This is a genomic window from Mycobacterium sp. MYCO198283 (assembly GCF_021213805.1).
Lineage (GTDB): Bacteria > Actinomycetota > Actinomycetes > Mycobacteriales > Mycobacteriaceae > Mycobacterium.
On sequence record NZ_JAJQJI010000001.1, the window covers coordinates 545,527 to 571,036 of the forward strand.

Annotated in this window: 28 protein-coding genes; all 28 read left to right on the top strand. The window is 70.2% G+C overall.

Annotated features, from left to right (window positions below; genetic code table 11):
• Nucleotides 1–18: 18 nt before the first annotated feature.
• The 28 genes from LV457_RS02810 (at nt 19) to LV457_RS02945 (ending at nt 25,466) form a co-directional block, all read left to right on the top strand.
• A complete protein-coding gene (locus LV457_RS02810; protein ID WP_232168856.1) occupies nt 19–360 on the top strand; it encodes a hypothetical protein in 342 nt (113 codons plus the stop codon).
• The gene (locus LV457_RS02815) at nt 357–512 is read left to right on the top strand and encodes a hypothetical protein (RefSeq protein ID WP_232168857.1); all 156 of its coding nucleotides are present in this window, start codon (nt 357–359) and stop codon (nt 510–512) included. Before LV457_RS02810 ends, LV457_RS02815 begins: the two co-directional genes overlap by 4 nt.
• Nucleotides 509–937 (top strand): hypothetical protein, encoded by a 429-nt coding sequence (locus LV457_RS02820; RefSeq protein ID WP_232168858.1) that lies wholly within the window; start codon nt 509–511, stop codon nt 935–937. The genes LV457_RS02815 and LV457_RS02820 overlap by 4 nt, the downstream gene beginning before the upstream one ends.
• Entirely contained in the window at nt 934–1,290 is a 357-nt protein-coding gene (locus tag LV457_RS02825; protein ID WP_232168860.1) for a hypothetical protein, read from the top strand. The genes LV457_RS02820 and LV457_RS02825 overlap by 4 nt, the downstream gene beginning before the upstream one ends.
• Entirely contained in the window at nt 1,287–1,658 is a 372-nt protein-coding gene (locus LV457_RS02830; protein WP_232168862.1) for a hypothetical protein, read from the top strand. Before LV457_RS02825 ends, LV457_RS02830 begins: the two co-directional genes overlap by 4 nt.
• Nucleotides 1,658–2,302 carry a molecular chaperone DnaJ gene (locus LV457_RS02835; RefSeq protein WP_232168864.1) on the top strand — a complete coding sequence of 215 codons (645 nt, stop codon included), beginning with the start codon at nt 1,658–1,660 and terminating at the stop codon, nt 2,300–2,302. The genes LV457_RS02830 and LV457_RS02835 overlap by 1 nt, the downstream gene beginning before the upstream one ends.
• Before the next feature lie 379 nt (nt 2,303–2,681).
• Complete coding sequence (locus tag LV457_RS02840) at nt 2,682–3,257, top strand: ATP-binding protein (protein ID WP_232168866.1); 576 nt, start codon at nt 2,682–2,684, stop codon at nt 3,255–3,257.
• A 145-nt stretch (nt 3,258–3,402) separates the two neighbouring features.
• Nucleotides 3,403–3,933, top strand: a complete 531-nt coding sequence (locus LV457_RS02845; protein ID WP_232168868.1) for a hypothetical protein — start codon at nt 3,403–3,405, stop codon at nt 3,931–3,933.
• A complete protein-coding gene (locus LV457_RS02850; RefSeq protein WP_232168870.1) occupies nt 3,911–5,659 on the top strand; it encodes a hypothetical protein in 1,749 nt (582 codons plus the stop codon). Before LV457_RS02845 ends, LV457_RS02850 begins: the two co-directional genes overlap by 23 nt.
• Before the next feature lie 60 nt (nt 5,660–5,719).
• Nucleotides 5,720–7,174, top strand: coding sequence for a hypothetical protein (locus LV457_RS02855; protein WP_232168872.1), 1,455 nt, complete (start codon nt 5,720–5,722; stop codon nt 7,172–7,174).
• Between the two features lie 15 nt (nt 7,175–7,189).
• Nucleotides 7,190–8,434 (top strand): head maturation protease, ClpP-related, encoded by a 1,245-nt coding sequence (locus LV457_RS02860; RefSeq protein WP_232168873.1) that lies wholly within the window; start codon nt 7,190–7,192, stop codon nt 8,432–8,434.
• Nucleotides 8,435–8,469: 35 nt separating this feature from the next.
• Complete coding sequence (locus tag LV457_RS02865) at nt 8,470–8,925, top strand: hypothetical protein (protein WP_232168874.1); 456 nt, start codon at nt 8,470–8,472, stop codon at nt 8,923–8,925.
• A 31-nt stretch (nt 8,926–8,956) separates the two neighbouring features.
• Nucleotides 8,957–9,895, top strand: coding sequence for a hypothetical protein (locus LV457_RS02870; RefSeq protein ID WP_232168875.1), 939 nt, complete (start codon nt 8,957–8,959; stop codon nt 9,893–9,895).
• The gene (locus tag LV457_RS02875) at nt 9,892–10,467 is read left to right on the top strand and encodes a hypothetical protein (RefSeq protein WP_232168876.1); all 576 of its coding nucleotides are present in this window, start codon (nt 9,892–9,894) and stop codon (nt 10,465–10,467) included. The genes LV457_RS02870 and LV457_RS02875 overlap by 4 nt, the downstream gene beginning before the upstream one ends.
• A gap of 28 nt (nt 10,468–10,495) precedes the next feature.
• Nucleotides 10,496–10,960 (top strand): hypothetical protein, encoded by a 465-nt coding sequence (locus LV457_RS02880; protein ID WP_232168877.1) that lies wholly within the window; start codon nt 10,496–10,498, stop codon nt 10,958–10,960.
• Nucleotides 10,960–11,664: a hypothetical protein gene (locus LV457_RS02885; protein WP_232168880.1), complete on the top strand. Its 705-nt coding sequence runs from the start codon at nt 10,960–10,962 to the stop codon at nt 11,662–11,664. The genes LV457_RS02880 and LV457_RS02885 overlap by 1 nt, the downstream gene beginning before the upstream one ends.
• A complete protein-coding gene (locus LV457_RS02890) occupies nt 11,664–11,915 on the top strand; it encodes a hypothetical protein (protein ID WP_232168882.1) in 252 nt (83 codons plus the stop codon). The genes LV457_RS02885 and LV457_RS02890 overlap by 1 nt, the downstream gene beginning before the upstream one ends.
• On the top strand, nt 11,912–12,343 hold the full coding sequence (locus LV457_RS02895; protein ID WP_232168883.1) for a hypothetical protein: 432 nt from the start codon (nt 11,912–11,914) through the stop codon (nt 12,341–12,343). Before LV457_RS02890 ends, LV457_RS02895 begins: the two co-directional genes overlap by 4 nt.
• A 16-nt stretch (nt 12,344–12,359) precedes the next feature.
• The gene (locus tag LV457_RS02900) at nt 12,360–12,902 is read left to right on the top strand and encodes a hypothetical protein (RefSeq protein WP_232168884.1); all 543 of its coding nucleotides are present in this window, start codon (nt 12,360–12,362) and stop codon (nt 12,900–12,902) included.
• Between the two features lie 29 nt (nt 12,903–12,931).
• Nucleotides 12,932–13,297, top strand: a complete 366-nt coding sequence (locus tag LV457_RS02905) for a hypothetical protein (RefSeq protein WP_232168885.1) — start codon at nt 12,932–12,934, stop codon at nt 13,295–13,297.
• Nucleotides 13,298–13,303: 6 nt separating this feature from the next.
• The gene (locus tag LV457_RS02910; protein ID WP_232168887.1) at nt 13,304–14,044 is read left to right on the top strand and encodes a hypothetical protein; all 741 of its coding nucleotides are present in this window, start codon (nt 13,304–13,306) and stop codon (nt 14,042–14,044) included.
• Nucleotides 14,037–14,342 carry a hypothetical protein gene (locus tag LV457_RS02915; protein WP_232168888.1) on the top strand — a complete coding sequence of 102 codons (306 nt, stop codon included), beginning with the start codon at nt 14,037–14,039 and terminating at the stop codon, nt 14,340–14,342. Before LV457_RS02910 ends, LV457_RS02915 begins: the two co-directional genes overlap by 8 nt.
• Nucleotides 14,343–14,456: 114 nt before the next feature.
• A complete protein-coding gene (locus LV457_RS02920; RefSeq protein WP_232168889.1) occupies nt 14,457–18,956 on the top strand; it encodes a phage tail tape measure protein in 4,500 nt (1,499 codons plus the stop codon).
• Nucleotides 18,953–20,044, top strand: a complete 1,092-nt coding sequence (locus tag LV457_RS02925; protein ID WP_232168890.1) for a hypothetical protein — start codon at nt 18,953–18,955, stop codon at nt 20,042–20,044. Before LV457_RS02920 ends, LV457_RS02925 begins: the two co-directional genes overlap by 4 nt.
• Nucleotides 20,041–21,783, top strand: a complete 1,743-nt coding sequence (locus LV457_RS02930; protein WP_232168891.1) for a hypothetical protein — start codon at nt 20,041–20,043, stop codon at nt 21,781–21,783. The genes LV457_RS02925 and LV457_RS02930 overlap by 4 nt, the downstream gene beginning before the upstream one ends.
• A complete protein-coding gene (locus tag LV457_RS02935; RefSeq protein ID WP_232168892.1) occupies nt 21,783–22,349 on the top strand; it encodes a hypothetical protein in 567 nt (188 codons plus the stop codon). The genes LV457_RS02930 and LV457_RS02935 overlap by 1 nt, the downstream gene beginning before the upstream one ends.
• Nucleotides 22,346–23,482, top strand: coding sequence for a hypothetical protein (locus LV457_RS02940; RefSeq protein ID WP_232168893.1), 1,137 nt, complete (start codon nt 22,346–22,348; stop codon nt 23,480–23,482). The genes LV457_RS02935 and LV457_RS02940 overlap by 4 nt, the downstream gene beginning before the upstream one ends.
• Before the next feature lie 10 nt (nt 23,483–23,492).
• The gene (locus LV457_RS02945; RefSeq protein WP_232168894.1) at nt 23,493–25,466 is read left to right on the top strand and encodes a hypothetical protein; all 1,974 of its coding nucleotides are present in this window, start codon (nt 23,493–23,495) and stop codon (nt 25,464–25,466) included.
• The last annotated feature ends 44 nt before the right edge of the window (nt 25,467–25,510 follow it).

The following is a 25,510-nucleotide window of genomic DNA, read 5'->3' on the forward strand; positions in this document are numbered from 1 at the left end:
CACGCTGGAGGTGATCCGGTGAGCAGGGCGGCCGTCGAGCACGTCGTCACCCCGCGCGAGACACGGAACTACTCCGGGAAGCGACGGTTCTTGCCGACCTGCTCGTGCGGCTGGATCGGCATCGCCGCGAAGACCCCGGGAACCGCGGCCCGCGTCGCGGCCCGAGACCACATCGACCGGCTACCGAAGCCCTGCCCCACCCCACGGAAGCGCCGGTTCCGCACCGAAGACGCCGCCGAGCGTGCCCTCGAACTGTTCTGGCGGACCTCCGGCAAGGGCAAGACGATGCCGTGCCGCACCTACCGGTGTCCGTGCGGCGGCTGGCACACCACCGCCAAGCCGCTCAGGCAGCGCGCGTGAGCAAGGAATCGAAGCCGGCCGACCTGTGGCGCCAACTCGACAGCTCCGCCGCCGACCGGCCCCGCGAGTTCTGCCCCGGGTGCGGCTACTTCCGCGTCGCCCACGGCACCCACCGAGCCGACTGCACCGCCGAGAGGACAGCAACCCGATGACACCACCGTTCGCCCGCACCGTCGTCTACCGGCACCCGTGCGACTGCCCGACCGCCAGCCGGCCACTCAGGGAAGGCGAGCACGCCGAGCACCGCTTCGACGTCGACGGCGAGCCGTTCCCGTGGCACATCACCGAAGACGGCGCCACCTTCGCCAAACACCCGACCGGCGTCTACCTGATCACCGTCACGGTGCTCGCGATCGAACGCTCCAACAGGCAGCCGGTCCAGTTCGCGCAGAGCTGGTGGAACGACCGCAGTCGCTGGTTCACCCTCGGCGGCCGCCCGTTCCCGTGGGCAGTCGCCGGCCCCATCACCTACCGCGTCGACCCCCATTCGATCGGGCAGCTAGAGCTCACCTTCATCGCCGAGGACGTCGACGCCGACGTCGCGATCCCCGACCTCGACGAGGTGACCGTGCCGTGACCGGCGGCCACCTTCCGCGGATCGTCCCCGCCGACGACCCCGACACCTACACGCGCGGCGGCCTGCAGGTCCCGGTCCGTTTCCGGGTGCCGGTCACCGTCACCTGCGCGGCCTGCCAGTTCACGCGGCTGCGGCTGAAGGTGCTCAGCAACAGCCACCTCGGCCGCCCGGCCGCCGAGCGGCTCCTCACCGAGTACCTGACCGCCCTGGGGTGGACGCGTCTCCGCGACGGCGGCGCCGACATCTGCCCCGAATGCGCCGGCACCAGCCGCGACGTCTGCGAGTTCTGCCGCGACTACACCGGCGGACACGCACGCACCTGCCCCACCCAGCTACCCGGGTCGCTGCTGTGACCCGGGCCGCCACCCTTCCCGACGAGGTGGAGGTGTACGTCGGGCCGGACCTGGACCGCTTCGCCACCACCCGCTTCGGCCGCGTCGGGACGGCGCCGCGATTCGTCGACGGCGAACCCGTCGAGGACGTGCCGCCGATCGTGCTGTTCGTCGTCGACTGCGTCGCCGCGGCGCTACAGGACCGGCAGTGCCGCCGCTCATGGGCTCGGTGCCGCTGCCGCACCAGCGACGTGACTACCACCGCGACGCGCGACGGCTTCGTCCGCATCAGCACCGCCACCCGCACCTGGGTGTGGGAGCTGTACCCCGTCCGCTGGTCCCACGGCCGCAACCAGCCACCCTGCTACCTCGGCGTCTGGAGAGACTGATGAACTACCCGCCCGGCATGACGCTGCGCCCACTCGACGGCTGGCCGAAAGCGTTCACCAGCGACCGCAAACCGTCCCGCTTCGAGGCGAAGTTCTCCGACACGCTGGAGCTCCTCGGCCGCGAACTCCGCATGATCGACCCGGACGATCGCTACTACCCGCCCTCGGTACTGCAGATCGCGCTCCGCGAACAGGACCTCCGCCGCACCGACGGAATGCCCCGCGTCCAGGCGGTCACCGCGCACCCCGGGGTCATCCTTAACATCGAACCCCGCAACCGGCCCGCCGTCTCGTTCCCGTGCGACACCTTCACCCACTGGCACGGCAACCTCCGCGCGATCGCGCTCACCCTCGAACCGCTCCGCAAGATCGACCGCTACGGCGTCGCCGACACCGGCCAGCAGTACCGAGGCTGGCAGGCCATCGAAGCGCCGCAACAGAAACCGGTGACCGAACTCGTCGCGTTCCTTGCCGCCGTCGCCGACGAACCGACGCCCGTCGCCGACACCTCACCGGAGAACCTGCGCCGCATCCACCGCCGCGCCCAACGCAACGCCCACCCCGACCGCAACTCCGGCAGCCGACTCACCTGGAACGAGGTCGAGCACATCGCCGACCAGCTCCGCCGGATGGGCTGGCTGTGACCGCACCCCACCACCGAACCACCCCAACCAGCCGCATCCCCGCCCCCGTCCGCCGAGACCTCCACGAACGAGCCCTCGGCTGCTGCGAACTCTGCGGCCGACACGGCGCCACCAACGCCCACCACCGCATCAACGCCAGCCAAGGCGGACCCGGCCTACTCGGCAACCTGCTCCTACTCTGCGGAAGCGGCACCACCGGCTGCCACGGCTGGGTCACCGCCAACCCCCTACGCGCACGCCGCCTCGGCTACTCCGTCCGCTCCACCTTCGAGCCCTGCGACACACCTGTGCTCCGATGGTCCCGCTTCATCGGTCAACGTGAGTGGGTGCTCCTCGACCACCGCGGCGGCATCACCCCCACCGAACGCAGGCCCACACCATGAAGGGCTACTGCGCCGAGTGCGGCAAGTACCGCGACATCCTGCCCGCCAACAACCCGGCCTACGACGTGCTGTGCGTGCCATGCCGCAGACGCAAGAGCGCACGCGACCGCCTCAGCCCACCACCTCAGCGTGCAGGCCAGGTGCGCTGCACCGTGGTCATCGGCCCACCAGCATCAGGCAAGACCACATGGATACATCAGCACGCACAACCCGGCGACCTCGTCATCGACTTCGACGCCATCACCCGCGCACTCTCAGGCCCACACGCAACAGGCTGGACCGTGCCATCACCACTGATCGGCAAGGCAGCGTTCGACGCACGAGCAGCAGCCATCCGTGTCGCCTTCCGCGTGCGCACCGAACCGAACCACGCCTGGCTCATCCACGCATGCCCAACAGCAACCGCCCTGTCCGACTACCAACGACGCGGCGCGAGCATCGTGGTGTGCGACCCCGGCCGCGACGTCGTCCTCGCGCGGATCGCCGCCGAGCGCCCGGCCGACAAGGTGAAGGTGGCGCTGCACTGGTACGACGAAGCCCGTCCGAGCTACCCCGCGGGGTTGGTAGCGTGACCCTCAGCCGCCTGACGCGTGACGCCCCCGCCGCCGGCCCCCCCACCCCCGAAAAAGTTGAGGCCCCCCGTGGGCTGACTCTCCGGCGCGGTAGTCAGAATTTTTTTCAGCGGGTCGGCGATTTTTCGGCCGAGGTGGCCCCCTGATGGCCCGCAGCGGCGCGGCGGCGGACGCGCCCGCTTCGGCGCCTCCAGCGGCGTCGGCGGCCGGGAAATCGGCTGCCAGGACGGCTGCGAAACGGGCGGCCACGGGCACGAAACGGGCGGTCACCGGGCCTCGTCGGGTCCGGAAGAGGTGGGCGCCCACCGCCGGCGCCCGGCTTCGGGCCGACCTGTGGCGCGATACGGATCCCGGCGGGATCAAGGTGCTCGTCGAGCAGGCGTGCCGCGTCGCTGACCGCCTCGAAACGCTCGACCGGACGCTGCGCGGGGACGCCGGCGCGATGATGAGCCTCGACCTGGGCCGGATCCTCGTCGAGGAGACGCCGCCGGGCGACCGGAAGGCGTTCTACGTCGAGGTGGCCGTGAAGGTCGACGCCGCCGCATCGGAGGAGCGCCAGCAGGCGAAGCTGTTCGCGTCGCTGCTGTCCGACATCGCTCGGCAGCGCGCGCTGCTGCCGCCGGCGCCGACGGGCGGCGGCGACGGTGAGGGCGATGACGACGACCTCGACCTCTGAGCCGACGCGCCGGCCGCAGAAAGCGCAGGCCACGAAGAGAAAGCCGGCGCCGAGTCCTGGACGTGCTGCGGGTCGCGCGCCGCCGGCCAACCGCACCGATCAGCATGGGCCGCCGCCGTGGGTCGGGGAGTGGCCGCGGCTCGACGGCCCGCAGGATCCGCGCTACCACTGGTCGCACCCGGACGCGGCGACGGCCGACGACACCGACAGCATCAAGGCGGCGAAGTTCACCGCGCGGGTCACGCGGTCACGGTGCCTGCCCTGGCAGTGGTCGGAGCTGCGCGGCATCACGCTGCGCAACGACGAGGGACTGTGGCTGCACCGCGAGGCGTGTCTGGTCGACACGCGCCAGCAGGGCAAGACGTGGATCGTCGTCGCGCGGATCCTCTACGGCCTGTTCTACCTCGGTGAGACCAGCGTCTACTCAGCCCAGCGCGGCCAGACCGCCGACGCGGTGTTCGCCCGCGTGGTGTCGATCATCGAGAGCCGGCCGGCGCTGTTCGCGCGGCTGGTGTCCAAGACGGGCGGCAAGCAGGGCCGCGGCGACGTCGTCGTGCGGGCCCGCAACGGCAAGATCGCGCACCTGCGCTGCGGTGTTCGCTCGACCGACCTCGGCCGCGGCCTCGACCAGATCGACCTCGTGGTGTTCGACGAGGCGTACAACCTCACCGAGGCCGAGGTGGCGGCGCTCACCGGCTCGCAGATCGCCAGCTCGAATGCGCAGACGATCTACACCTCGACGGCTCCTGTCGCGTCGATCCACCCGTTCTGCGAGATCTTCGGCGGCGTGCGGGAGCGCGGGAAGGCCGGCCACCACGATCCGGAGCGCGGCGACCCGCTGCTGTGGTACTCGGAGTACTGCGCCCCTGACCCGCCGCGCGACGAGCGGGCCCGCGCCGCCGCGCGCCTCGACCGCGAATTGTGGCGGCTCGCCTCCCCGTCGCATGGCGTGATCAGCAAGGACCGCGACATCGACGCGATCCGCAAGGTGCTGTGTGTGAACGCCGCCGGCGTCGCATTGTGGGAGGCGGACTACCTCGGCTGGGGCGAGTGGCCGGCCACCGAGGAGGCCCGCGAGCCGGTCATCCCGATCGAGGAGGTGTGGGCCAACTTGGTGGACCTGGCGCCCGAGCTCGTCGGGCAGATCGTGATCGCGGTGTCCCGAACTCAGGACCGGCAGCGGTGGGCGTTCGCGGCCGGGCAGCGCACGTCGACCGGCGCGGTGGCGTTGGAGCTTGGCCGCTTCGAGGTGATGAACATCGGGCAGGCCGCCCGCTATCTGCTGCTGCTGATCCAGCGGTTCGACCCGCCCGAAGTTGTCATCGAAGGGCACGACCCGGGCGTCGACCTCGTGCCGGTGATGCGCAAGCTCGGCGTCGACATGCGCGTCACCACCGCGAACGAGTTCTCGATCGCGACGTCGGCGTTCATCGACCACGCGGTTGCCGGGGATCTGGTGCACACCGACCAGCCGATCATCCGCGAGGCGCTGGAGCGGGCGGCGATGCGCGAACTGCCACGTGGGGACCGGGTTTTCGACACCCGTGAAGGGTCGATCGCGCAGCTTGTGGCGTTCGCGTTGGCGCTGTGGGGAGTCCTGGAATTTGCCGAGGAGGACACCCCGGCCGCGTTGCCGGTGGGCGCGCACGGCACCGCGCCGGCCGACGAGTTCGCAGAATTCGGGGCGACAAGTAGCCATTTCGCGAGCTGGGACCTGTCAACCTAGCCGGTAATGGCGAATCACACGGCTGTTATTTCGCGGCCTCGGCCTAAGCCGGCGCGCTCGATGAGCGGGTTGCGGCGGCCCGAGGCGACGGCCCGTGTGCAGACCGCGATGCCGCTCGGTGAGCGCGGCTACGTCAACGGCGGCGGAAACCACAACGCGTGGCTGGCGTGGGATCCGTTCGAGAAGGTGCCGCAGCTGCAGCACCCGGAGAGCGTCGGCGTGTTCCTCGACATGGACAACGACGACTCGCGGGTGACGTCGCTGCTGGAGTCGATGAGCCTGCCGATCGTGTCGGCGAAGTGGCGGATCGACCCGAACGGCGCCAACGCCGACGCGGTGCAGCTGGTGTCGCGTGTGCTGCGGGTGCCGGTCGTCGGTGAGGACGCCGTCGCTGACGGCGGCCGACTGCGCGGCAGGTTCTCGTGGCTCGGCCACTTGCAGGACGTCGCCAGCCCGGTTCCGCAGTTCGGGCACGCCGTCTTCGAGCAGGTGTATCGGCGGGAGGCGGACGGCCGCGTCGTGCTGCGCAAGCTCGGCCCCCGTCCGCAGTGGACGATCCAGGCGTTCAACACCGCGATGGACGGCGGCCTCGAGTCGGTCCGGCAGATCGCGCCGGCGTCGAGCGAGCGGGTCCTCTACGGCCTTAACCCGTTCGACATCCCCGTCAACCGGCTCGTCGTGTACTCGCGTAACAAGCGGCCCGGCCGGTGGGAAGGCCGCTCGGTGCTGCGGTCCAGCTACAAGCACTGGCTGCTGAAGAACGAGCTCCTCAAGATCGAGACCGCGGTCGCCCGCCGCAACGGCATGGGCGTCCCGGTCGGCACCGCGAGCAAGCCGAACGACCCGGTCGAGGTCGCGGCCATGCAGCGCATCGCGTCCGGATTCATGGGCGGCCTGCACTCCGGTGTCGGCCTGGCCGCCGGCCAGTCCCTCACCCTGCTCGGCGTGCAGGGCAACCTGCCGAACATCCGGTCGGCGATCGAGTACCACGACAAGGCCATCGCGCTGTCCGGGCTCGCGCACTACCTCAACCTCGACCGCGGCGGGTCGTTCGCGCTCGCCGCCGTGCAGGAACGCCCCTTCGTGCAGGCACTCAACGCGGCCGCACTGTCGTACGCCGAGATCGCCCAGGCGCACATCATCGAGGACCTCGTCGACCTGAACTTCGGGACCGACGCCCGCTGCCCGCGGCTGGTGTTCTCCGCGATCGGCTCCCAGCAGGACAGCACCGCGGCGTCGCTGAAGATGCTGGTCGAAGCGGGCCTGCTCGCACCTGACCTGCGGATTGAGCGGGCGCTGCGCCAACTGCTCGACCTGCCCGCCAAGCCGGACCCCGACGACCCCGACGCCGAACCGCCCGCCGGCGACACCACCGACCCCGACGACGCGCCCACACGCCCGGACGACCCGGACGACGATGCCGACGGGCGCGCCGCTGACGCGCTGGCCGCGATCGGCGCGCTGCTGCGCCCGCGGGCAGACGTGTGGCTCGGCGCCGGATCGATCGGCTACTGAGGAGACGACGACACGATGCCCGACAGCACCCGCCAGTGGTTCACCTTCATCGCCGCGAAGGCCGACACCAGCAAGGACAGCAAGCGGGCGACGCTGCACATCTACGACGTGATCGGCGCTGACCTGTTCTTCGGCGGCGTCGACGTCAACGAGTGCGTCGCCCTGATCGAGGGCCTCGACGACGACACCGAGCTCGACGTGCGGATCAACTCTCCCGGCGGCGCGGCGTGGGACGGCCTGGCGCTGGCGAACGCGATCATGCGCCACCCCGGCAAGACCACCACGCACGTCGACGGGCTTGCCGCGTCGGCCGCGTCGCTGATCGCGCTGGCCGGCGACGACGTCGTCATCTCCAAGTACGGGCAGATGATGCTGCACAACGCCCGCGGCGGCCTGTACGGCACCGCCGAGGAGCTCACCGCCGCGGCCAAGCAGCTCGACAAGCTCAACGGGTCGATGGCGGCGTTCTACGCCGACCGCGCCGGCGGTGACACCGCGGTGTGGGCGCGGGCGATGAAGCGTGAGACCTGGTACGACGCCGCCGAGGCGAAAGACGCCGGCCTGGCTACCGAGATCGACGAATCCGGCAAGCGCGACGAGGTCGAGGCCGCCGCCGCGGCGTCGATCGCGAAGGCCGCCGCGCTGTTCAAGTACGCAGGCCGTCAGGCCGCCCCCGCACCGTCGGCGCGGGTAGAGGACGGGCCCACGGGCCCCGACACCAAAGGAGGGGCCTCCGTGGCTACCAGCAAGACTGTCCTCGACGCTCTCGGATTGCCCGAGGACGCCACCGATGAGGAAGTGACCGCCAAGATCGCCGAGCTGAACAAGGGCGGCGACGGCACCGGTGCGGCGGGCGGCGCGCAGCCCGACGACGACAAGGTCGACGCGGCCGAGGTCAAGCAGCTCACCGACGCTGCCGCCAAGCTCGGCCTGACGATCATCGATCCCGGCACGCTGGCTGCGCTGCAGGCCAACTCGGAGCTCGGCGCGAAGGCGCACGCCAAGCTCGAAACGCAGCGCATCACCGCCGCCGTCGACGCCGCCATCGGCCTCGGCAAGATCCCGCCGGCGCGCCGCGACCACTTCGTCGCGCTGATGCGCGCCGACGAGGTCGGCACCACCAAGCTCCTCGCCGAAATCCCGGCGGAGACCGCGGTGCCGATGACCGAACTCGGCCACGCCATGACCCCCGCGGCGCAGGCCGGGTCGGGTGACGGCGACGTCGCCGAGGACCCCAAGTACAAGGCGTGGCAGGTCTGACGGGCCGCACGGATCACTGAGGAGGACACCGAACTATGCCCGGAACCATTCAGGTCACCAAGACGGGGCCGCGGACTTACTCGCCGCTGGCCGGCCAGGTCGTGCGCGGCGGCCGGCTCGTCGAATTCGGCGCCGGCGGCCGCATCCGCGAAGCGCAGGCCGGCACGCTCAAGTACGCCGGGGTCGCGCTCACCGACGCGATCGCGCCGGAGGACGTGAACACCCAGGCGACCACCGATTCGACGGGGCGGCCGGTGCTCAACACCGCCATCCTGCCGACCACGGTCGCCTGCGCGTACGGCGGCGATGAGGTGCCCGTCATCTACGCGGCTAACGCCAATCAGGGCGACCTGCTGGTCGCCGCGGCGAACGGCACGGTCACCCCGGCCGGCGCCACCCCCGATGCCCGCACGATCGTCGGCCGCTGCACGCAGCCCGGCGGCGTGACCGTCAGCACCAACCCGCGCGGGCTCGCCCGCCTGGCGATCTGACCCCACCCGGTCGAGACAGGAGACGAAAGACATGCCCACTGGAGTCGTGAGCATCAGCGACGGACCGCGCACCACCGTCGCGGACCTCATCGGTTCGCCGATGATGGTGCCGACCAAGCAGAAGGAGCTGATGACGAATGTGTTCATCAGCGAATCGATTCTGCGCAACGTCGGCGGCAACCCCGCCGGGCTGGTCGGCTACACCGAAGGCGACCCGACGTTCCTCGTCGGCGACGTCGAGGACGTGGCCGAGTTCGCCGAGATCCCCGTCACCTACGGGGAGATGGGCGTGCCGCGCGTGGCGATCGCCAACAAGCGGGGCCTCGGCATCCGGATCTCCCGCGAGATGCGCGACGAGAACCGCATCGGCGCCGTCAACAAGCAGATGACGCAGCTGCGGAACACGTTCGTGCGCGCCGACGACCGGGCGGCGCGCGCGCTGCTGCTGTCGAACGCGGTCCCGACGATGCCGGTGGCGAACGCGTGGGACACCGCGAACGGCAACCCGCGCATCGACCTGGCGCTCGCCATCAAGGAGGTGTCGTTCGCGACGCCGACCGGCAGCGTCGCCAGCGCCGAGGAGTGGGCCGGTTTCCAGCCCGACACCATCGTGCTCAACCCGGGCATCCTGCCGGTGCTCCTCGACAACGAGAAGTTTCTGAAGGTGTACAACGGGGCCACCGCCGGCGACAGCCCGCTGCTGACCGGTCAGCTGCCCGGCTCGATCTTCGGCCGCACCATCATCGGGTCGCTGTCCTTCCCTGAGGACCGCATCCTGGTGTGCGAGCGCGGCACCATCGGGTTCTACTCCGACACCCGGCCGCTGGAATTCACCGGCGTGTACCCGGAGGGCAACGGCCCCAACGGCGGACCAACCGAGACGTGGCGCTCGGACGTCACCCACAAGCGGGCCATGGCCCTCGACCAGCCCAAGGCCGGTATCTGGCTGACGGGCCTGGTGACCCCGTGAGCGCCCCGAAGGCCGGCACCTACGTGCTGGCGGGCGCCGCGTTCTACCGCACCGAGGGCGACGGCGACGACGCCGTGCGGCGCCGCTACAAGCGCGGCGACCGGGTGCAGCTGTCGAAGGCCGAAGCCGCCCGGCTCGCGGTGCCGACGCGGCTCGCCCCGGCCGCGTTCGTGCCGGCCTCCGACGACGTCCAAGTCGTACCGGGCGATGACCTGATCAGCTCGCCGCACCCGGCGGTCAACCGGGTCAGCGAGGCCAATCAGCTCGTCGCCGAGGCGAACACCGGCCTGAACACCGTCACCGAGGGCGGCGCGGTGCTCAGCGCCGATCAGGTCGCCAGCGAGGTGTCGGCGCCGCTGGTGACCGGTGCGGGCGCAGGGAACGTCGTCCCGGTGGGCGACGTGTCCGGTGCGGCCCCGTCGCCAGTCACCGATAGCGGCGCGCCGGCCAAGAGCGCCACCCTCGACGCGTGGAAGGCGCACGCGGTGAAGGTCGGCGCGGTCACCGAGGCAGAGGCCGGCGACATGACCAAGCCGCAGCTGCAGGAGGCCGTGGCCCGCAAGGCCCGGTAGGCACTGGCACCAGGAGGAGCCCGACCGAGTGGACACCCAACCGTTCCTCACGGCCGCAGAGTTCGCGCAGCTGATCGCTCCGCGGGTGCTGACGGCCGGTGAAACGGCGCTCGTCGGGCTCCTCGTCCAGGCCGCCGCGGACTGGATCCGCGACCCGTCGCGGCGGCCGGGCCTGGCGCGCACCGACCCGCTGGGCGCCACGCAGGCCAAGCTCATCACCTACGAGGTCGTGAGCGCGGCGCTCGGCGCCGCGGGCGTCGACCCGCAGCTCGGCCCGCGGGTGCGGCAGGTGATGAGCAACACCGACGGCCGCCAGCTGTCGGTCACCTACGCCGACGCCGCGCGACTCCTCGAATTCGACGACCGGCACCTCGCGGCGCTCGGCCTATCGACCTCAGCCGCGCCGCAGGCGTTCTTCGGCAACGACCGCACCGGCGCCTACGGCGCGTCGTTCGCCGACGCGTTCACCGAGCCCGGACCGAGGCGGTGGTAGTGACCTCACCGCTGAACCTGCTGACCGCTCTCGGCCCGGACACCGTGGAGCTGGTCCGCCGCGTCCCCGTCACCGCCGGCACCCCGCCGGCACCGGTGCTCGACGCATGGAACCGCCCGCAGGTCACGAACGTCTACCTGACCAAGCACGGCTGCTCGTTCACCGTCACCGGTGGCACCGAGGAGGTGGCGGGGTCGACCATCGCGGTGCTCGACGCGACCGGCGCGCTGCCCGTCGACGCCGACACCGAGGCGCTCGCGCCCGGCGACGCGATCCGCTTCCAGGGCCGGGTGTTCGAGCTCACCACCCCCGGCGTGCGGCACGACGGCCCGCTCGGCCGGCCTAGCCACGTACGGGTGTTCGCCCGGTGGGCAGGTGAGGCCGGGCTCGGCGAGCAGGTCACCGTGATACCTGCCGGCGGCCGCCACGACGGCGTCGTCAGCCCCGACGGCGCCCCCATCGCGCTGATCGCCCGGGCGGTCATGCCCGGCAACACAACCGTGCGGTACCGCGACAGCAGCGCCGCCGCGGTCACCGCCGACTTCACCGTGGTGCTCGACGTCGACGCGCCGGTCAACGACGGCGACTGGCTGATTGTCCGCGGCCGCGAGTGCCGGGCGGTCATCGAGCGGCAGGAATCGCAGTGGGCGGCCCGCCGCGAGCTGGTCGTGCTGGCGCAGTACCGCGGCGGAGGGCGGACCTGATGGCGCCGCGCCGCCGCAAGGAGGGCTTCGTCCGCGACGCGAAAGCCATCGGCCGGATCGCCCGGCAGGACCGCGGCCTCAAGGCGTTCATCCACGACATCGCCGCCCAGGGCGCCGAACGCGCTGGCGGGCACGTCGAGGACTACGTCACCGACCGGTCGGTGTCCGCCGTCGTCGTCGGCGCCGAAGACCAGGCGAAAGACGGCGCCGCCACCAAGGCCGCCGGCGAACTCGGCTGGCCGATCCGATGAGCGGGCTGTGGGTGCAGGCCGACCCGGTGCCCGCCGTGCTGGCGCGGCTGCGGCACTTCTTCATGCTTCCGTCCACGATCGCCGAACTCGGCGGCGCGTGCCGCGTCGAGGACGGCCAGGACGGAATCCCCGACACCTGGTCCCTACGCACCGACCCACCCCTCGTCACCGTGTTCGACGACGGGGGTCCCGTCACCTACCCCTACAAGCGCGACCCAACCATCAGGGTGCTCGTGCGGGCCCGCGGATCGCGTCTGGCGATCCGCGTTGCTGCCCTCGCGGACGGCTATCTTCGCGCGCATCTACCCGATGGAATGGCAACTATCCGGCGTGGTGGCTCGGCTTTCGTGACGACACGAGATCCGGACACCGGAGCGGACCTCGCTTCGTTCACCCTGCCGGCGGTTGTCCCGACGATCGAGTACTAGACAAGGAGCAACGCCGATGGCCGGCAACCCCGCAAACGTGTCGAAGCGCCTCTTCTCCGAGGCTGACGTCCTGATCTACCCGAACGCCGTGCTGGCATCGGCCGACATCCCGGCCGCGGTCACCGACCCGTTCCCGAACACCACCGGCAAGTGGGAGTTCCTCGGCCTGCTGGTCGGCGACGCCGGCATCGAGCAGTCCCGGCAGTGGGACGAGACCGAGATCCCCGCCTGGGGGTACGGCACGATCATCGTCGCGAGCAAGGACTTCTCGCACACCACCACGGTGTCGGCTCTGGAGGACAACCCCACGGTGCAGAAGATCCTGTGGCCGGGCTCGACCGACACCAGCATCGTGGTGCCGCAGCCGCTGCACGCGTTCTTCGCGATCGAGAAGCGCACCGCCGCCGCCCAGGTGAACCGGCTGATCTCGACGATGCCGGGCCGGTTCTGGTCGGAGACCATCACCGACGCCGAGGGCAACGCGGCGCCGCGCGAGATCACCATCCGCGTGTTCCCGAACTCCGCCAAGGAGCTCTACAAGGCGCAGAAGAGCGCCTAACCACCACGGACTGAAGGAGAGAAGGAATCGTGCAGACGGTCAAGGCAAAGAAGGCGCTCCCCGGTTACACCGAGGGGTCGGTGTTCCAGGTCGACGAAAACTCCGCCGCGGTGCTCAAGGAGCGCGGCGACGTCGAATTCGTCGAGGACTCTGCGCTGACGGCGGCGGGCGGCGCGTTCAACGTGAACACCAGCCGCAACGGCGCGGTCACCCAGCTCGTCGAGGCCGACCCGCCTCCGACGGCGCCGGCCGGCGTCACCCGCAACAGCAAGCACGCCGACCTCGTCGAGGCGGCCAAGGCGGCGAAGGTCACCGGCGACGACGGGCAGCCGCTCGACGACGCCGCGGTCGAGGCGCTGACCAAGGCCGAGCTCGCCGACAAGCTCGGCCTGTAACCGGCGGTGCCGAGCGACGCCGCTCGGCTGGAAGCGCAAGGCGCCACCGACGCCGGGGTGCTGTTCCGCGGCCGCGTGATCAGGGTGCCGCTGTCTCTCGACGAGTGGCCGCTCGCCCTGATCCGCGGCGCCCGCTGGGTCGAGGCCGTCGACGCGCTCCTGGCCGGCCAGTCACCGGGCAGCGCCAACCCGCTCATCGATGACTACCGCGAGCTGTCCGACGCGATGGCCGCCGCGGTCGGCGTGGCCCGGCTACCGGAGAAACCCGACGCCCCCGACCAGTGGTTCGGCGACATCCCGCAGCTGCTGCGGCTCCTCCACGACCAGGAGGAGGACGTCGAGCTCGACCTGCGCCGCATCGGCGTCGACTACCGCGACCGGTTCCGCGGCACCCTCACGCTCCGCCAGATCTGGGTGTACATCCGCCGGTCGCTGTCGACGTCGGCGATCGCGGTCGGCGACAACGACGGCAAACACGTCTGGACAGAATCCGACTTCATCAGGGCGTCGAACTACCAGGCCCTCACCGGACAGATCTATCCCGGCCGGCCACTCAAACCGGAGGAACGCGAGCGGGCCATCGAAGCTATGCAAGCGCAGGCCGCCCACGTCGCTAAGTTGAGGGAACGCCAGGCCCACTACCAGCCGCAACCGCCGCCTGCGGCCGCACCGGGCCTACCCGCAGCAATGCAGGAGGCGGTAGCCAACCGGCGGCGCGAACTAGGAGAGACCGACTCGCATGGCTAAGAGCAACACCGCCGTCCAGGCCGTCCCCGACGCGCCCACCGAGACGCCCGAGGACCTCAACAGCGCCGTCGTCACCCTCGAATGGAAGGGCGAGACTTTCACGCTGCCCAAGCGGCGGGGCCGCTGGCCGATTCGCGCGGCGCGGGAGTTCGGCCGCGAGAACTACTTCGAGGCGATCATCGCGCTGATCGGGGAAGACGGCTACGACCGGCTCGAATGGGTGTGCCCGTACGTCGACGACATCAACGACTTCGCCGACTACGCCGGCCGCACGATCAACACCGAATGCGTGCCGTAACCCCCACCTGAAGGCGCCGGCCGCCTGCCCACTTCACCCCCTCCCTCACCCCCCACACCTCGACCCGCCCGAGAGAGCAGACACCACCGACGCGATCCCTGAAGGCGGTGACGGGTGGCGCTCGACTCCATCGGCTACTACGCGCTGCCGGTGATCCCCTCGTTCGAGGGGATGGATCGCAACGTCAACACGCAGATGCGCAAGTCGTTCGGCGGCCTGGGCAAGCAGCTCGGCCGCGACGTCGGGCTGAACGTCGGTCAGGGATTGAAGCAGTCCGCGGGGCAGGTGCAGTCCGCGGCGCGGGCGCACGTCGACGCGCTCGACAAGGTCAAGGACGCCACCGGCAAGCTGCGCGCCGAGGAGGCGAAACTGCAGGCGGCGCGCGGCAACGCCGGCGCCCGCGCCCAGGCCGTCGGCACCGCCGAACGCCGGCTGCGCGAATTGCGCGCCAGCGGCAACGCGACCGCCAAGCAGCTCGAAACCGCGGAACGGCAGGTGGCGACCGCCCGCGAGCGGGCCCGCAACGCGGCCGCGCAGGCGACCAGCGCCGAGCAGCGCACCGAGGCTCAGCGCCGCCGCGAGACAGCCGCCGCCCGCGAAGCGAAACGCGCCGAGGACGACCTCGCCCGCGCGCGCCGCACCGCCAGCTCAGCCGGATCCGCCGGCAGCGGGATCGGGAACCCGTTCAAGACCGCCGAGCGGTCGCTGTCGAGCAGCGGGTCGGGGCTCTCAGCGCTGGCCGGCGGGATCGGCACGAAGGTCGGCGGCGCGTTCATGGGCGCGATGGCCGCGGTGGTGAGCGTCGCCGCTGTCGGCGCCCTGTTCAAGAGCGCGCTCGACGTCGGCATCGACTTCGAGCGCCAGGTCAACATGTTCAGCGGCGTCACCAATAGCGGCGCCGAGGGCATGGGCAAGATGCGCGAGGCGGCGCGCGCCCTGGGCACCGACGTCACCTTGGCCGGCACGTCGGCGAGCGACGCCGCCGCCGCTATGGTCGAGCTCGCCAAGGGCGGCATGACCGCGCAACAGGCGATGGACGCCGCCCGCGGCACCTTGCAGCTGTCCACCGCGGGCCAGATCGACGCCGCCGAAGCGGCGAAGATCCAGTCCGCTGCGATCAACATGTTTCAGCTCAACGCGTCCGACGCGACGCGTGTCGCCGACTTGCTCGCCGCGTCGGCGAATGCGAGTTCCGCCGACGTCTCCGACCTGGGCATCGCGTTGCAGGCCGGCGGCTCCGCGGCGTCCGGGTTCGGGGTGTCGATCGAGGACACCCTCACGGCGCTGACGATGTTCTCGCGGATGGGCATCAACGGCTCCGACGCCGGCACGATGCTCAAGACGTCGCTGCTCGCGATCACCGACCAGGGCAACCCGGCGCAGGGCGCGATCCGCGAGCTCGGGCTCGCGCTGTACGACGCGCAGGGCAACTTCGTCGGCGTCGAGTCGATGATGAAGCAGGTCGCCGAAGCGTCGAAGCGGATGACCGCCGAGCAGTTCCAGGCGAACACGGCGATCCTCTTCGGGTCGGATGCGATGCGCGCATCGATGGTGGCCGCGCAGGGCGGCGCGGAAGCCTGGGATTCCGCCGCCGCGGCGGTCACCCGGCAGGGCGCCGCCGCCGACATGGCCGCAGCGAACATGCAGGGCTTGCCGGGTGTTACGGAAGCGCTGTCCAACGCGTGGGAGGGCTTCAAGCTCAAGCTGTTCGACGTCATCGACGGGCCGCTGATCACCATCGGGAATTGGTTCACCAACCTGATGAGCGGCGGCGGACCTGATTGGCTCCAGGAGTACGGCAACAAGTTCCGCGAGGTGTTCGGCGAGCTCGGCGACATCCTTCGGCCCGCGTTCGAGCAGATCAAGCAGGGGTTCGCCGGCATCGGCAACTTCTTCCGCGACGCGTTCGGACCCGAGTACGTCGAGCAGTTCGGCAAGATCAAGGGCCCACTGCTCGACCTCGGCAAACAGATCGTCGCCACCTATACGGAGGCGGCGCCGGTGCTGAAAGTCGTCGCCGGCATCATCGGCGGCGCGCTGCTCGGCGCGCTGAAGCTCCTCGGCACCGCCTACCCGATCATGCTCAAGGGCTTCACCGGCGGCCTGCAGGTCGCGCAGACCTTCTACGCCGGCATCAAGGCGGTGTGGAGCGGGCTGACCGCCGCGTTCAACGTCGGCAAGGCGATCTTCACCACCACGTTCGACGTCATCAAGGGCGCGATCTCCGTCGCGTGGAGCGTCATCTCGCCGGTCATCGACGCGCTCAAGGCGGCGTTCGGGTTCCTCGCCGACGCCGCCCGCTATGCGTTCGACACGGTGATCCTGCCGATGTGGCACAACCTGCAGCTCGCCTTCCAGGGCGCGATGGTGGTGCTCACACCGGTTTGGGACGCCATCAAGGCGGGACTGTCGGCGATCGGTGACGCCGCCACCTGGCTGTGGCAGAACGCGATCGTCCCGGCCTGGGAAGGCATCAAGAGCGCGTTCACCACGGCCTGGGGTGTCATCTCGCCGGTCTTCACCTGGATTAAGGACGCGTTCCAGTCGACCGCCGACTTCATCGGCGGCGTCTGGAACGGCGTAGCCGGCACCATCAAGACGGTCTTCGACAGCATCATCAACGCCATCAAGGGCCCGCTGCGGTGGATGGGCGGCATTCTGCAGAAGGTGCCGCTGAAGGTCGGCCTGATGGAGGTTCCCGGCGCGCAGATCGCCCACGACCTCGGCAACACTCTGGCCGGGTTGCGCGAGGGCGGCGTCGCCGGCCGCCGCCGCGACGGCCGGCTGTACGGGCCGGGCACCGGCACGAGCGACTCGATCCTCGGCGTCGACTCGCGCGGCTATCCGACGGCGCTGGTCTCCACCGGCGAAGGCGTCGTCAAGACCGATGCGATGAAGCGGGGCGGCAGCCCGCTGGTGAAGGCGCTCAACGCCGGCTGGGTGCCGCCGCCGGGCCTGCTGCACGCGATGCTGCCCGGCTACCGCAGCGGCGGCGTCGTCAGCGACGACGAGATCGCCCGAATGGGCGGCGGCACCGTCAACCGATCCATCCTCGAGGCGGTCCGCGAACGGAACCCGTCCGCGCGGCTCAACAGCGCGAAGACCGACCACGACGACGACGGCGGCTTCCATCCCAAGGGCATGGCGATTGACCTCGACCCGAGCCGGGAGAACCTTGAAGCGCTCTGGGCGATCCGCGACCAGCTGACCCAGATCATCTACGACGACCCCGACAAGGTCTGGTACAACGTCAACGGCGAGCGCGCCGAAGGCGCCGAGGCCCGCGCGATCTACGGCGAAGCCACGATGGCGCAGCACCGCACGCACATTCACGCCGCCGCCGCTCGCGAGCTCCGCCTGTCGAGGAGTGACAGCGGGTCGCTGCCCGGTCTCGACGCCCTCGATCCTGGCGCGGGACCGGAAGAGATCGCCCGGCACATCGCCGCCGAGGGGATGCGCCGCGGCTACGACCCCGAGACCATCAAGGCGGCGATCGCCGCCGGGCTGAAAGAGTCCGGGCTCGACCCGACCGTGACCAACGCGACTGGCCACGAGTCGCTTTTCCAGACCAGCTCCGACAAGGGCGTCGGCCACGACCCGCGTGACCAGATCAAGTGGTTCTACGACACTCTCGACAAGCTCGGCGGTCCCGGCGCCTCGTCAGGTGATCCGTACGGACTGATCGCCGACCGGGTGGAGATCGGCGGCTACTCAGGGGCCACGCTGCGCAGCGAGCAGGGCGGCCGGGCGTCTCAGCTGTACGGCTCCGTCGCGCCGGGCCTCTCGACGGTCGACCCCTACGGCGGATCGTCTTCGACCGGCGGCGACAGCAAGGCGGTCCGCGAAGCTGAGCAGCGGCTCGCCGATAAGGAGCAGGCGATCGCCAACGCGGAGCGCGTCCTGAGCGAGCGGGAGCAGAAGCTTCGCGAACTGCCTGACGACGCGAGCGAGTCGCAGCGCATGGCCGCCGAGCGCCAACGCGACGAGGCGCAACAGAAACTCGACCGCGCGAATCGGGAACGCGACGACGCGGCGAGCGACCTCGACGTGGCCCGCTCGAAGGCGGCCAGCGACACCTCGGGCAGCTCATCGACGGGCGGCGGCGGCGACAGTGAGGACAGCCAGCTCGGCGAACTGGGCTCCATCGGCAAGACGTTCCTCGACGAGATGTTCGGCTTCGGTGACCTCTTCCCGAACCCGGCCGACCTCGGGATCGTGAAACTCGCCAGCGCGCTGATGGGCATCAAGTACACCCCGCAGGGCAAGGGCTTCCCGTGGCAGACCGGGTACGCCAACGGCGACGGCACCCCGTGGTCCGGCAGCCCCGTCAACCCGCTGCAGGGCCTGGTCGACCAGGCCGCCGGCGGGCAGCTGCCGCTCGGCGTCATCCCGGGCGTCTCCTCGGTGCTGCCCGACCTCGGCTCACCTGCCGACCTGGCCGGCCAGCACGCCGGCAGTGGAGCCCCGCCGGGACCGGTCGACCAGTCCACCAACGTCACCATCAACAACCCGCAGGGCACGCCGCAGGAGAACGAGCAGCGGATCCGCCGCACCCTGCTCAAGACGCCGCGCTACGGCACCTACACGCAGAACCCCGGGGTGATGGGGACGTGACGTCAGCGCTGATCAGCGACCGCCGCGTGGTGCCGTGGCGAGACCTGTCGCCGGCGGCGCGCGCCGAAGGCGTGTCCTGCGCGTGGATCGGCTCCGACGGCCGCTACTGGCCGCTCACCGGACAGATGGCCGGCACCGAGGGCGCGTTCATCACCGGCCCGATCGACGGCATGGTGCACGTGCCGTTCGAGGGCGTGTGGACCACACCGGCGTACGGGCCGCCCCGCTTCGAGCGCACCGTCGACGGGCGCCGCGAGATCTCGTTCACCCTCGGCCTGATGTCGAACACCGAACTCGGCTGGTACGACACCGAATCCCGGTTCTGGGCGGGCTGCAAGAAGGACGCGACCGGATGGTTCACGGTCACCACCCGCCGGCACGGGCAGCTGTGGATCCCGATGCAGCTCCTCGAAGCGCCGAAGTGCGCGCTGCCTGATGACCCCGCCTACCAGCGGGTCGCGCTGCACGAGGTGATCCTCGCCGCTGACGGCGAACCGCGGTGGCGTCGCCCCGACGTCGCGCCGCCGCCGTTCATCCGGCCGGCCGGCGGCCCGAACCTCGGCAAGATCCGCATCGCGAACCGCAGCACCGAGCCGCAGTGGCCGATCTTCTTCGTCTCCGCGCCCGGCAAGGTGTGGCTGCCCGACGGCCCGAACGCCTTCACCACCGGTGAGCGCAACCCGCTCGACGACTGGCCGCGCATCGGGAAGCTGTTCGGGATCCCGTTCGTCGACGAGATCCTCGGCACGTTCACCCGCAGCCGCGACGCCAACATGATCGAAATCCCGGAGCTCGAACCCGGCGAGCACGCGATCATCGACACCGACCCCACGCACCGGATCGCGATCACCGCCAAGGACCCGGTCGACAACCTGCTCAAGAAGTTCATCCGCAAGAGCGAGCTCCTCGACTGGCTGCTCGGCGAGTACGGCGACAGCGGGCTGCCGCTGCTGCAGCGGTTCCGCGGCCAGGGATTCTCGGTGCCGATCCCGCCGCGCTCGACCGCGACGCTGCCCGTCGTGCACGAGCAGCCCGGCGGCAAGATCTGGTGCCAGCTGCCGCAACGCTTCGAGAGCGCGCTCGCATGACCGCCATCCTCGACCGCGTCGTGTCCGCGATCGGCGGCGCACTCGATCCGCGCACCGAAGCCGGCGAACTCACCCCCGAGCTGCGGATGCACCTGCTGGAGCGCCGCTTCGCCTACATGAACCGGCGCACCAAAGCGCCGCTGATCCGGCTGTGGGACAAGGAGTTCAACTTCATCGCCCGCGTCGAGAACCTCGACAAGTGGGACTGGGAGGAACTCGCCCAGGACGACGGCGAAGCGCACATCACGTTCTCCGGCCGCGACATGGACTGGCTGCGCGAGGTCCTCACCTACCAGATCGACGACGACGAGGACATCCACGTCACCATCGACCCGGACCCCGACAAGCCGCACGACTGGCGGATGCGGTGGGGCGGCAAGGTCGTCACCATCGAGGGCGAAGACACCGCCGGCGCGGCGTCCGTCACCACGCTCAACTGCATCTCGAACCGCCGTCACCTCAAGGGCATCTACCTGGCCGCGAACCCCATCTTCCCGATGGAGGTGCAGTTGCCGAAGATGTTCCTGTGGGGCGGGCCGACCGTCTCCACCTGCGCGATCTCCACCTTCATCAACTGCTTCCGGCTCTTCACCCTCAACGGGTTCTACCCGATCCCCCGGAACCTGTTCGCGCCCGAGACGTGGCTGCAGAACCTCTCGCCGCTCAACTGGCCGGTCCAGGTGATGCCGGTCAACCCGATCCTCGACCAGTCCCGCTGGTGCACCATCGGCGCCCGCTGGAAAGACGCCCACACCGTGCTCTCGCCGGTCATGCAGGACGCCGGCGTCATCTGCCGCGCCTACACCTGGCTGCCCGGCGACCCGCCGCCGTACACGATGTTCGGCGACGAGCTCGCCGAGGTCCTCAAGCCCACCCGGGCGTGCGTCATCCTCAGCTTCGAGAACAAGAGCGGCGTCACCGGCCCGACCGGCACCCTCGTCGACGGCGCGCTCAACCTGTTCGCCGCCACCCTCGACGACCTGATCACCGAAACGATCATCCCGCTCGACACCGACCGGGACACCGAGACCGACCCGTTCTTCCGCAAGCTGCTGCTCGTCGCACCGCAACCGACACCGTTCGTGCACCGCGACGTCGGCTACGGCAACGTCCGCAGCTCGAAGTTCGTCATCCACAAATCGCAGGCCACCGACATCATCGTCGGCGGCAAGAGCCCACAGTGGGTCAACCAGGCCATCACGTTCGCGATCCGCTACGGGATCTCACAACTGGCGCAGGTGGTGCTCGGCCAAGAAGCGCCGGGCGTCGAGGGCCTCGACAACATCTATCAGGGCCAGCTCGACGACGTGTTCGTCGCGTTCCAACGGTTCGTCAACCCGCTGCGCTCCAGTAAGGCCGGCAGCTACGCGTTCCGGGAGTACTTCCACCAGGGGCACGGCTCCGCCTACACCCTGAACGCAGTCCAGGACATCGCCGCCGGCGACCACGCCATGAAGGCGTACCGGTCGCAGAAGTTCGACGTCGGCGACGGGCAGCCCTACATCCTCGGCGAGGACTACTGGCTCGGCGACCGCGTCGCGGCGGAGATCCGCGGCGTCACCTACACCGAGAACGTGTGGGCGATCCGCGCCGAGGGATCACGCACCGACGTCGGCCGCCCGATCATCTCGTTCGGCGACGACACCCGCGAGGAGGACCCGGTGGCGCGCGGGTTCCGCACCATGAGCAACATCGCCAATTTCGCCGCGCTGCTGGCCGGATCCGGGGACCTGTTCTGATGAGCAAAGCGGCGCGGCTGAGGCGCGAGAAGACCAAGGGCAAGCTCGTCTTCGCGGGGTTTCCGTACGACCGGGAGTTCACCCAGGCTGAGCTCGACGGGCTGTTCGCGCGGTGGGACCGGCTCAAGGAGACGCTTCGCGACGCCGTCGGCCCGCAGGGCTGGGGCATGGGTGTGCCCGAGGACCTGCTTCAGCAGCTCGCGCTGCACCAGGCGCTCGCCGGCGTCGACGTCGACTCGGCGTACCCGCCCTACGACGACGCCACCGGCCGCGGCGCGTTCATCCGGCCGGTCCGCAACCCCGACGGTCTGCACACCGACTCGCTGCGCTGGGTGCTGACCAAGCACGACAAGCCCGGCGACCGCGAGCGCGACACCCAGGCCGAGGCGCGGGCCCGGATCAAGGCGATGCAGGAATCAGCTATGCGCGGTGTCGCCCCCGAGGTGCGCGACGCTATGCGCGAGATGTTCGCTGCCGGCACCGAATGGGCGGAAGACCAGAACAGACCCGCGGCCGATCCTGAGCCGTGGGCCGAGAAGATCGAGCGTGAGAGGAGCCCCGAGTGACGGCCCCAACACTGGGAATGATCCCCACCGAGCCCCTGTTCGTCGGCGAGCGGTTTGTGCGGCTGCTGTTCTACATCGCGCCGCGCAACCCCGGCGACCCGCAGACCATCGTCGGCACCCTCACCCTGATGCCCGGCGAAGACAACATCGTCCTCGACGCCATCAAGGGCGACAAGGGCGACAAGGGCGACCCGGCGCCGTTCTGGCGACCCGAGTGGAACTCGACGATCACCCTCGTCGCGGACCTGCCGCCGAGCTCCGGTCCGAACGCGCTCACCTCCTCCGACGCCGGCCGCGCCTGGTACATCGACGGCTACTGGCACATCTGGACCGGCACCGGCTACCGCGTGCTGCTCGGCGCGATTCCCGGCCCGCCCGGCCCGACCCCGGACCTGTCGATCACCGCGCGCGGCGTGCAGCCGCCCGCCGGGGCCATCAGCTACCCGCTGGCCCTCAACGTCGCCGAGAGCGGCACCACGCTGGCGCCACACTTCACCGTCGACGTGCCGCTCATCCCCGGCCCGCCCGGGCCTTCGACGTCGATGCTCGGCGCGCCCGACGTGTACGGCCCGTTCCAGGAGGGGCAGGGCGTCGCCTACTCGGAGACGGCGGGCGGCGCAAACAAGCCCGGGTTCAAGCCGGCGCCCGCCTCCCCGGTGGTGAAGAAATTCTCGGTTCCCGAGGCGTCGTTCGGGCCGGCGATGACCTACACCGGCACGCACAACCTGATCGCCACGCTGATCGTGCCCGGCCAGGACCGGGCCTACACGCCGGAGTTCGACGGGCACATCCGGTGGAAGCGCGGCGGGTTCCTGAACAACGCTCAGGTCGAGGTGCACGTCCGGTATCTGCCGCAGGGCTCGTCGAGCGCCCCGGAGACCGGGCAGCTGTGCGCCCGCGCGCTCTACGACCCGTCGACCCTCGACGCCGAGACCATCGCGCACGTCCGCGAGCACTGGTCGGACACCTCGGACCCGAGCCGCGCGGTCGCACCGGACAGCGCGGTGGGCCGCATCGCCGCCGGACAGGCAATGGTCTACTACGTGCTGCTCGTGCGGGTCGGCGGCAACGGATCGATCGTGTACAGCAACGTCGGGTCGCACCTGACGGCGAAGCTCTTCGCGGTGAGCTGACCGGGACCGCATGACCGCTGTCACCCGCCGCGGCGCCCACCGTCTCGCCGACCCGAACCTCGCGCGGGGGGCCGGCGAGACGTCGCTGCGCAACCCGAACCGGTCACCGCTGGACTACCAGAACGCGCTGCAGCAGACCGCGATGCGCGGCGGTGAGGCCATCAAGCAGGCGATCAGCGAGGGGACCGCGGCAGTCATCGAGCTGCTGCGCGACGCGACGGGACTCGACTTCACGACCTTCGAGACGTTCATCGCCTCCTTACGTGACCGCACCGGCCTCGACCTGGCCGAGCTCGACGGCATCCTCGCCGGCCTGATCACTTTCGACTGGCTCGACCGACTGGTGCAAGGCAGCACCGACGACCCCGGATTCCCGTACGAGCTCCCCATCACGTGGGAATGGGAGACCGGCGCGCCGCTCACCGGCGCCGCCGCCTGGTTCGTGAACTTCCGCAAGTTCCTCAACGACTTCGACCTCAGCATCGACCCGGCCGACTTCGATCCACTCGACCTCGCCGCCCAGTTCAGCGAACACATCCTCGAACCGATCGGCCGACTCGCCACCGCGACCGGGCTCAACGCCGTCGCCACGACGGTCAACCAGATCGGCGACATCGTCAACGGCCTGATCGTCACACCGATCAACACCACCGTCGCAAACTTCGCCACCTGGTTCGCGTCGCTGCTCGGGTTCCAGCAGACCACCAACCAGACCATCGTCAACCAGCAGAACCAGACGAACACCATCGTCACCGCCAGCTACCGCAACCCCGCGTGGGTGTGCCGATACCCGATCGGCGACGTCACCTACCCGGAGTTCTTCAACGCCCGCATCGATGTTCTTGGTGAGACCGATCCGGGCGGCGACGACGGCCACCAGCACGGGTTGAGCGGCTCCGACGAAAACGGCTTCTACGACGCATTCGCGGCGACCGTGAACTGGGACTTCGGTGCCGGGGTGAGCCGCGGCGGCTACATCACCATCAGCAACACCACAGTGATGGACACCGTCGGGTTCATCGGCCGCAACGTCGGCGGAACGTCGCTCAACAACGTGTTCGCCGAGGTGTTCCGGGAGACCGGGACAGGCGGGCTGGCCCGCGTCTCGTCAGTCAACGTCGCCCCGCTGTTCACTGCCGACCCCAGCTACATCGAGGCAGCCATTCCGCAGCTCGTGGTGCACGCCGGCGACCGCTATGTCGTGCGGGTGCGGAACTCGTGCACCACGCCGGGCGCCGTCGTCGGCATCACCTGCATCCGGATCACGCCGGGCATGGTCCAATCAGCGTTCGAGACCGCCGGTCCGGTGACCGCGCAGACGTCGCTGACAGCGGCCGAAGCCGCCGCGGCGCGCAACCAGCCCGAGCAGACGTGCGCGTGGGCGCTGCTGGCTGCCAGGAACATCGCGCCGACAGAGCACTCCTTCACCGACGACTTCAACCGCGGCTCGCTCGGCGGCCTCTGGGTGCTGAAGTCCGACACCGGCGCTCAGCTGACGATTTCCGGAAACCGGATGGTCAACTCGGTCGCGTTCGGCGGCAGCAAACAGACCGGCATCTACACCGGTGCGACGGTCGGCGACGGCGCGCTGGTGCAGTGCAACGTCTACGGCACCGGCTCGGCCGGCAACACCTCGTGGGCCGGCCCGCACATGCACGCCGACAGCGACCTGTCGCAACTGGTTTGGCTGGCAGTCAGCTCCGGCATCGCACGCATCTACTCCGGTGCCCACACCGCACTTGCGCAGCGCGCCACAGCGAACGTGAGCGGTAACGACGCGCTGTGGGCCCTGGTCTACTCGCCGACCACCAACACCTACACCGCGCTGAAGAACGGCCAAGAGATCGGGCTGTCGTGGACGGATAGCGGCAACGTCATCGTGCACGACAACTCACGCCGAAGCGGCGGGGCCCGGATCGAAAAGTCCGAGTTCAGCAGCGCGCCGCAGATCGACAACTGGACGCTGCGCGACTGGGCCGCATGATGACGAACAGATCGGAGCGATAGGGCCATGACGACGCCACTACG